The sequence below is a fragment of the Bacteroides sp. OF04-15BH genome, from assembly GCF_003477995.1.
GTDB lineage: Bacteria > Bacteroidota > Bacteroidia > Bacteroidales > Bacteroidaceae > Paraprevotella.
Window position 1 is genome coordinate 46,569 of record NZ_QUEM01000025.1, and the last position, 9,635, is coordinate 56,203.

General features: G+C 37.1%; 2 protein-coding genes. Both read left to right on the forward strand.

Features of this window, described 5'->3' with window-relative positions:
* Nucleotides 1-1,220 precede the first annotated feature (1,220 nt).
* Nucleotides 1,221-5,060, forward strand: a complete 3,840-nt coding sequence (locus DXA74_RS11480) for a leucine-rich repeat domain-containing protein (RefSeq protein WP_118527728.1) — start codon at nucleotides 1,221-1,223, stop codon at nucleotides 5,058-5,060.
* 9 nt (nucleotides 5,061-5,069) lie between these two features.
* The gene (locus DXA74_RS11485) at nucleotides 5,070-9,617 is read left to right on the forward strand and encodes a leucine-rich repeat protein (protein WP_118527730.1); all 4,548 of its coding nucleotides are present in this window, start codon (nucleotides 5,070-5,072) and stop codon (nucleotides 9,615-9,617) included.
* Nucleotides 9,618-9,635 lie beyond the last annotated feature (18 nt).

Below are 9,635 nucleotides of genomic sequence, written 5' to 3' on the forward strand. Positions count from 1 at the left end.
TTCTTTATCTGCCAAAACAAAATATCTTTTAACTACATACTTAAAAATGACTCTTTACATTCTGATCTGCTCAAAAATAAGAACTCTTTTCTTATCAGAAAAAAAACTACAAAGTTTTCTTTACAGAAGTATACTTAAGTATACCTGAAAGACCTTATTATCTCCAATACTGGCTCCTTCCTATAATATGATTTTGCAAATCAACAAAATACAAACATAGATAATATTTTCGATATCATTATTTGACAACAGTCTATTTTTCACTCCAAGAAGTCCGTTAAAATATTTAAGCACAGCTTTATCTATTCATATATTCCCTCCAAATACCCTGAATTCTATTCTTATCTAATTTTTTCAACATAGACAGAAAAGTACAATGTCTTATAAGTTTTTATGCAGAAATATCAAACTAGTGCATTAATATTGATTTACAATATATTATTTTTAAAAACCTTTGTTCGTATCACTATATTTTCGTACTTTTGAACGCCAATTAACCCAAATATAAATCAAAAAAAATAATGACATAAAGAATCTATCTTCCAGAATAGACTGATATCTATTGGAGAATCTAACTAAAAATAACTGTTAATCGAGTTAGGTAACTCCTTCAAATGGAAGTACATCAAAATAACATACAATAAGCACCTAGAAATCAGAATTGCAACATCTGTAACGACTCGCCTGTATCATCATTGATACGACAACCATCAAATGCATGCTATGGTTATGATGAAAACAAGATTTCCGAAATTTCCATTTACAAAAAATGTCGTAAAATCAAGGATCTTCCACAGAGATATAATACACAATCTGATGTTACAGAATCAAAGACTTACTGCTAACAGTAAAAGACAAAGGTAGTTACAAGATTAAAAAAATGGTGCCGAAATTAATAATTAACATAAGCATAGGGGTATACTGAATTTGATCATCTCAAGCAAGATGACTGCAACGAAAACTAAAGCGTAAATCATCAGATGGACACAACAATATAGAAGCTACATCTGACGCAATCAAACTTAAATTGTGACTTATCATCTTTTCCAAAAATAAAAGAAATCCGTGATGTGGTTTCTCCATATTCTTTTGGACTGACTCTTCAGATGACAGTTGGTTCCTAACTATCTGATTGATACAACTAATTAAACCAGTCATATACCATCTGAAGAAATGATAAATAAATGATTTCATAAACTCTAATTTAAATAATTACCAAAATGAAAAAAAGCTTTTTAATGATGCTTGTTGCCACATCAGTTTGTTGCAACGACACAAAAGCACAAAAAGTATTATTGCAATCCGGACAAACTTCACAACAGCAATGGACTGGTGTTGGAATCCAATTGCCTATTGATGGCGGAGTTATTCCCGAGGGGTGGTATAAAACCAACTTCCAAGAGAAGGAATGGAACACAATTCACGGCCCGTTAAGTACCAATAACAAATGGCCCAACTATCAGAGTCCTTGGGGAGATAATAATACAACATATCTGGTGAGAAGACATTTTAATATTGAAAGTCTTAACAATATAAATGTACTTGAATTTTATTGTGTACATGATGATGGATGTGAAGCATATTTAAATGATTCACTGATATATTCATCAAGTGCAGTCGTATCAAACTATGCAAAAACCAATATTTATAATGTTCGAAATTTATTGAAAACAGGCGATAATGTCTTAGCTGTTAAGGTCAGTGACACAGGTGGACGTGACGCATATATGGATTTCGGACTAATAGGAACTTCCTTGGCAAACTCTTTCTTTGACTATAATGATGGATGGAAAGGCAGCTATGACCGATCTACCTATGATAACAACACTCAAGCTCATAAATATGGGAAGAATTGGACATGTGAACAATCCTTTACGAATATGGCAGCAGGTTTGTACAAATTATCAGCAAATGCATGTGGCCTAAACTATTATAATGATAATAATGAAGCTATTGCCCATAAAGATAATCCTCTCGATCAAAAACTATTCATTGGAAAAGATGAGGTATCTATTCCGAGTGTCTTTTCAGAAATTGCAGAAACAGACATTTACAACGGCTCGTACCGATGGGAATATAATGGAGGTTATGTGCCTTCTTCCTACAATAGAGTTCCCGCTGCTTTAAAGCGAAATATGTATCAAACAGAGGTTTGGAGTTATTATGAACCTAAAGAATCCGAATCATTGACCGCTGGCATTCATTGTTATCCCAATTCTGATATTGATCGTTGGGCTGCATGGGACAACATGAGCCTGTCTTATTACACAGAAGAAGAGGTCAATGTTTTGTTGAATTCCATAGTTGATGACTTGACAGATCTTGTGTCAAAGCCGATGAGCAAAAACTATAAGGAGATGATTCAAAAATATCTTGAACAGAAGTCTTCTGTGGATTATGCAACAAAATCACGTATATATGCCTTTACAAAGAATAATGTTTTTGCAGAAAACATTATTGCGTACGAAAAACTTTATCAAAGTTACCAAATGCTTGCAGACAGCATAAGCAATTTGGATAATTTTGTATCTCCGGCAACAATTGAAGAAGCAAACAATTTCAAAGCAGAAGTTCTTGCCGCACATGAAACCGGAGCATATACCAATGAAGAGGTAGAAACAGCTATTCAGAAAATGAATAGATTAATGGAGCGCCTTTCATATACATATCTTGATATTTCAGTGGATGTTCCTGGGTCATTGGGAGATTCTATATTAAAATATGTAGAAAATTTTATTGACGTAAAAAGTATCAAACTTTCTGGAACATTAAATGCGGATGATATCACAACAATACAAACTCGCTTGACCAGCCTGCGTGAAATTGACTTGGCAGATGTAAATATGAAAGACCTGCCGAATAAACTCTTTTATCAGCGTTCTGCAATTGAGTTAATAAAGCTGCCAAAGAATTCGGTAACAATAGGTGAATATGCATTCTATCAATGCAATGGATTAAAAAACATAGACTTCCCGTCAACATTAAATACAATAAAAGAAAATGCTTTTGCCGGATGCAACAATCTGCAAGAAGTTATCTTACCCGAGAAACTATCTTCTCTGGAAGGGTATGCATTTTATAGCTGTGACAACATCAAGAAAGTGAAGTTGCCAGCTTCATTGGCTTCAATATCTCCCTATGCGTTTGGTGACATTTATAATTTAACTGATATTGAATTTGCAGAAGGTTTAACCCGAATAGAAGAACATGCTTTTAGCGATTGTCCTTCGGTCAAAACAATAAAATTCCCAACAACATTATCTTATATTGGAAATAACGCATTTTACAAGAACAAAGCTCTGACCGATATTCTATTTAATGAGGGATTATATCAAATTGGGGATAATGCATTCTACCATTGTGATGCTTTGAAAGAAATAACTCTTCCAAGTTCATTGGTGCTTGCCAACAGTTCTCCTTTTGACCATTGTGATAATCTTGTAAAAGTAACTTGCCTGTCAATAGAGCCACCGTATATGACAGACCAGATTCCATACGGTTGTGATATGGCAGGACGTGAATTGTATGTACCTGCACTTTCTATCAACACATACAAGCAAACAACAGGTTGGGACAAATTCCCAACGATAAAGCCGATTGATTATCTGCCGGAAAATTTCACAGTGTTATCTAATCTGAAGTTGACTTTGCCGGAAACAATTCCTGCAGACTATAAACCCAACGTAGCTCTTATCCACGATAAAAAGGGTTCAAATTATTATAATTATGGTAGCTTAACGGTTAATGGTGCAGGCACCTTATCCATGAATAACTTCTCTTTAATTTGGGATCCAAACTGGGATTATAACAACAATAACAGAAATCAAAATTTCTGCTCTTTGGTAAACAACTCCCATCTTCGTGCAGACAGTGTGTCTGTTCAGTTTTTTACGCGAAATGACAGATGGACATTTGTTACATTCCCATTTGATGTAAAGGTCTCAGAGATACAACCTACAGAAGCTGGTACTACTAATTGGGTAATCCGTAAATATGACGGTGCCAAACGAGCTGCTGGAGAAGTCAACAAAACCTGGATACGATTAAATGGTGATGACATTTTAAATGCCGGTGAGGGATATATTATCCAAGGTAGTCGTTATATAGAAAATTCATGGAAAGATTTTAGTGGTTTTAAAGTAAAAGCCATCAACAATGCAAGGAAAAACAATATTTTCACATCAAATAATATAGATGTTACATTGAATGAGTACCAAAGTGAATTTGCTCATAACAGAGGCTGGAACCTTATCGGCAACCCATATCCTTGCTATTATGACACCCGCTATATGGATTTCACGGCTCCTATTACTGTTTGGAATATAAAGAACAATACGTACGTCGCTTATAGTCCTGTTGACGATTCATATATTCTTTGTCCAGGAGAGGCATTTTTCGTACAATGCCCTGTAGACAAAAAAGTGATCAACTTCGATAAAAATGGTCGTCAAACCAATCGTACCGCCAGAACATTGGACGTACAGACTATGGCAAAGGCAAATAACCTCAATGAAGCAAAACGCATTGTCGTTAACCTAACCTTGTCTGACGATAAGAATACAGACTATACCCGCATTGTTTTCAACGACCAGTCATCCATGGATTATGAAATGGATAAAGACGCAAATAAGTTCATTAGTCCCGATGCATCGGTTCCTCAACTGTACTCATATCACAATAATGTGAATTATGCTATCAATGAACGACCGCTGTCAGAAAACGCCGTCACTTTATATGCAAAGACTCCATCAAAAGCCATCTACACGATAGCACTGCAAAAAGAAATTGATGGATATAAGATTGTATTGGAAGACAAAGCACTGAACAAGCGCGTTGTATTGGATTCAGAAACCGCTTATATGTTCAATGCAAGTTCTGTAGAAAATCCAAATCGCTTTATTCTGTATTTGCAGAGAGAAACAACATCGATAGACAGCGTTAATGAAGATGAAGAAAAAGAGAATACCAAAGAAATTTATACTATTTCTGGTATGAAAGTCTCAGAGCCTTTGAGCAAGGGTATCTATATTCAGAACGGCAAGAAAATCGTCATTAAATAAACAATAGAGATGAACAGACTATTAAACATATTGCTCGTATGTCTGCTACATGTATCATGGGCTGTTGCTTCCACCTACAAATTGTCTGTGGAAGTAACACCCAATGGTGCAGGATCACTGAATCTCACCAGCGGAATATACGAAGAAGGTAATACCATCAATCTTCGAACATCCGGAAACACAGGTTATGTGTTTAAGGGATGGTATGAAGGAGAAACATTGGTTTCTTCTGTGACTAGTTTTAACTACAAAATGCCTTCAAAAGATGTAGTTTTACAGGCAAGATATGATTATGATCCCACTGTACCCGACAACCCAGCCATGCCGGATACTACAACATATTTCACTCTAACTACATCTGTATCTCCCGAGGGAGCTGCCAGTTTGAATACCAATGGAGGAAAATATGCGGCAAACGCACAAATAAACTTGCGTGCTTACGGTAATACAGGATATAAATTTATAGCGTGGAAAAATGAAAGCGATCAGACAGTATCAACTTCAACTTCGTTTAACTATTACATGCCAAAGGGAAATTCCCATCTGACTGCGCTATACACCTATGATCCCGATGTACCAGCAAATCCTGACTCAACAGCCCAAAAGTCAACTGTAACATTACACTCAAAACCCAATGGCGGTGGTTCTTTCAACACAAATAGTGTTACAGAAACAGCAGGAAGCAATGTTCGCCTTTATGCTTATACCAATACAGGATACAATTTCTTGCATTGGGAGAATGAAAAAGGCGAAATCATTTCTTCATCACGAGAATTTTACTATGTGATACCTCATAGTGATTCTAAGATATATGGTGTTTTCGAATTTGATCCCCCGCTCCCTGGAAATCCTGCAAAGAATTTCTGGGATAAGGAAACCGGTGAATTAATCGTGGATGACTTTACCGAAGGTCGACTAAACAATGCTGTTTCAGAAGCAATAAAAGGTAGCAACAGTTCAGAAGTTACGATGATAACTGTAGCCGGACGGATCAACAGTAACGACTTTGGTATCGCCAACAGCTACCAGAACTGTTCTCTACTTGATTTGAGTCGCGTTGCAGGAGTGACGGAGGTACCTTCGTATGCTTTTGACGGAACAAATTTGGTATCAGTCTACCTTCCGGCAAGTATTGAGAAAATAGGTTATCGTGCTTTTGAAGGGTGCGAATCATTGACATCCATTACCTGTTATGCTATGACACCACCGGTATTGGAAGACCGTGTCTTTGAGAATACACAGGAAGGATTGATTGTCTATGTACCAGCAGCTGCAATCGCCCAATACCAAGATGCAGAAGGGTGGAAAGACTTTACCATTCTGCCTATACAAGAAGATATAAGGAGCATCACTGTTTCCTTACCCGAAAGCATCAATCCGAAAGACTTCTCCCAGATGTGGCTGGAGCTGATAAACCAAAAGAGCGGCCAACGTCTCCACTATATCATGACAGACAAGTCAAGCTATACATTCTCCAATATCATCTGCAATACTTCATGGAATATCATTATTCGAAATGAACGCGGAGATGTGTTTGGACAAATAGAAAATGTGGAAATTAAGGATGAAGACGTCACCACGACATTTACCGCCTTATCAAAACCGCAGAATGTCACATTATCCGTTCTGACTCCTGAAAGTGAAGACGTTACCTCGCAAGTTCAAATAGCATGGACCGATACTCTTGGTAATTACTTGGTGCAAGGTGCGCAGCTTAGCGGCCTTCCTGTAGGTTATCAGGTAAAATACAAATTGACTTTAAGCAAGGAACTTGCCATGAAGTATAACTTACCAGCAGAAGGCATCTACACCATACAGCAAGATAACAATACAGTTCCTGTCAGATTGACAACAATCGGGATGGTTGAATTGTCTGGATGCGTAAAAGACATTCAGACCAATAGTTCTATTAATGGTGCTACAATCAGTGCGTCCCAAACCTTTGCGGGTAAGTATACCAATACGGTGACTACCAAGACAAACAGCAAGGGTGAGTATACCTTGACTGTTTTCGGTGTACCCACTACACTTACCGTAGCTGCAACCGACTACATCAGTCAAACTCATGCATGCGATACTCTGGTAAATGGAGAGCAGCATGTTCAGTTAAATGATGTGCTGTTGAAGCCTATCACAGGTGCAACCGTTTCGTTAGCATTCACTTATACCCCATCGGTAGTAGAAGGTGGGACGGCAGAAAAGCAAGAATGGTACAGCGACTACAATAATGTGGATTACACAATTTACAACAAAACACAGCAGAAGAGTATCACACAATTCAATGTGCAATATCCTAAGATTGTGTTATTGGAAGAAGTTGCAACCGGTGATGAAATTGAATTGACAGCAACAAGCCGAACAGCTGCATTCACACCCGTAAAAGCCACAGCTGTAATCAGTAAAGACCAACAAGCCGATGCCACCTTCCCGATTGTAGAGTTGGGTAAAATCCAGGCAAGTTTCACAAAGAACTCGAATGAAGCAGTAGTTGCAATGCTTTACGATGAAACTGAAAAATACATCAAGTCATACAACTATACCAACGCATCAATAGCAATTGACAATTTACAAGATGGAACATATACACTTGTAACCATGGGAAGCAGTAAATTGTTTAATACCATTTACGATCTCAAGCAATTGCCTAATGTCGGACTGACAATAAACAAGGACTATGTACAGCACAAAGTTGAAGTGAAAAGCGGTTGTATTACCACCATTGCCATTGAAGAAGTGCCGATGCTTGACGAAAGCAAGTTATACTATACAGGAGAGAATACCTCTTTTACCGTCAACAAACCAAGCATCGTCATAGGTAACTATCTGACATTGACTGGTAATCTCGACTTTAAACCATCTTATTCCGGCAGTGTACGTAATGTGCAAATGATCGTGGATATCCCTGAGAAATGCTCCTTTGTAGAGAACTCAGTCATGGTAGGGAATAGCATCAGCAGCTATACCCTAAATGGTCATCGCCTTACCATTCCGATGAGTAACAGTGCAGACCGTGTGCGTTTTTGTGTCATCCCTACGGATGGTGGCGAATATGCTCCTACAGCATACACACAGTTTGAACTGAACGGATCCACAATTTTACAGCCGATTGGTTCAGCCCATTATACGGCTCAGAATCTGTCTATCAATGTGCCTTCCACTGTGGCAAGAACAACATTTCCAATCAGTGGAACAGCTATAGGCAAGTCAACCATTGAAATTTATGACAATGACGTATTGATTGGACAAACTACATCATTGGCCAATGGCGTATGGAGTACAACATGTGAACTGAATGAACCCTATAATTTATCCAAGCATAAATTACATGCTAAAGTAACAACAAAACAAAATCTCGTATTAGCTTCCGAAGAGAAAGATTTGTTTTATAATACGAATGCTATCGAGGTAAAGACCGTAACAATGTTGAACACGGCTCATACTGCGGCAAACTTGAACTTGTACGAATACAGAACAGTTTATGATTTTCAGAATCCGTCGGCAGAGTCTGCAACGTATTGGTATTGGCCCTCTTATCCGGACTTTACATTCTTGGTTGATTTTACGGATAATTCTCCCGAAAAGGTAAGCAACGTTCATGTTCATGTTTTATGTTTGGACAATTCCATTAAAAGTATACCAGCATCATACGATGAAAAGAAAAATCTTTGGGTTGCTACAGCTCCTTTTACCAGCAATACAAAACCAAAGAATTGTTCTGTTACATGGGATGCCGAAAATGAGCTATTATTAGACCGTAATATGCTTGATGACTATTCTAATGAATTGGATTCAATCATCAAAGGATACCATACCAATGAGGAAGACATAGATTTTGATATCGAAGTCGACGAAAAATTAGAAGAATATCTTTCTACACTATCAGAGAAACAGTTAGACAGTCTGTTGGAGAGTAGTCAAGATATTTTCGATAAGAACAACGCTCGCCTATTGGAACAGACGGATAAAATGTTCACGACAAATGTTTCTGATTCAATCGTCTCAGAATATGTCAAGATTGTGAATCATCCTTTTACATGGAATTCTGAAAATGATCTGATAAATGATGGATATGAAAAGATCAAATTAACAGACAATACCGCCATATACAGAAAACAAGAAATGTCTTCAGTATTTTTGGTTGATTTCTCCAAACGTTCATTTGTGGAGATTATTACACTTTCTGAAATGGCAATATTCGACAAGGAATTTCTAAAGAATAAGACCAGTAAGGATTTAAGTAATAATATTGAAGAGTTTAACAAGAAAATAAACAGTGCTTTAAATGAAATAAGAAAAGTATACTTCAAGATTCAAAATAATTTCGATGTTCTGATAGATGAATTTACAGAGAACCAAAAAGAAGCAAGATATGTAATCAACATACAAACCTTCACGTATAACCAAAAGAACAAAAAATTAAACAACCTATTAAAACAATATGAGGCAGCCACAGATCCAGATGAAATGGCGCGTCTTGCAAAAGAAATCAGCAAGACGCAAGATGAAATAGCTGACGTTGCAAAACTTATTTCAGAAAATCCTCAAATCCGCAACTAAGCTCTTCAGCGTCCTTCT

Bases quoted from the DNA above. Each gene is read 5' to 3' on its own strand.
- DXA74_RS11480 (WP_118527728.1), top strand. From the start codon at position 1,221: ATGAAAAAAAGCTTTTTAATGATGCTTGTTGCCACATCAGTTTGTTGC.
- DXA74_RS11485 (WP_118527730.1), top strand. From the start codon at position 5,070: ATGAACAGACTATTAAACATATTGCTCGTATGTCTGCTACATGTATCA.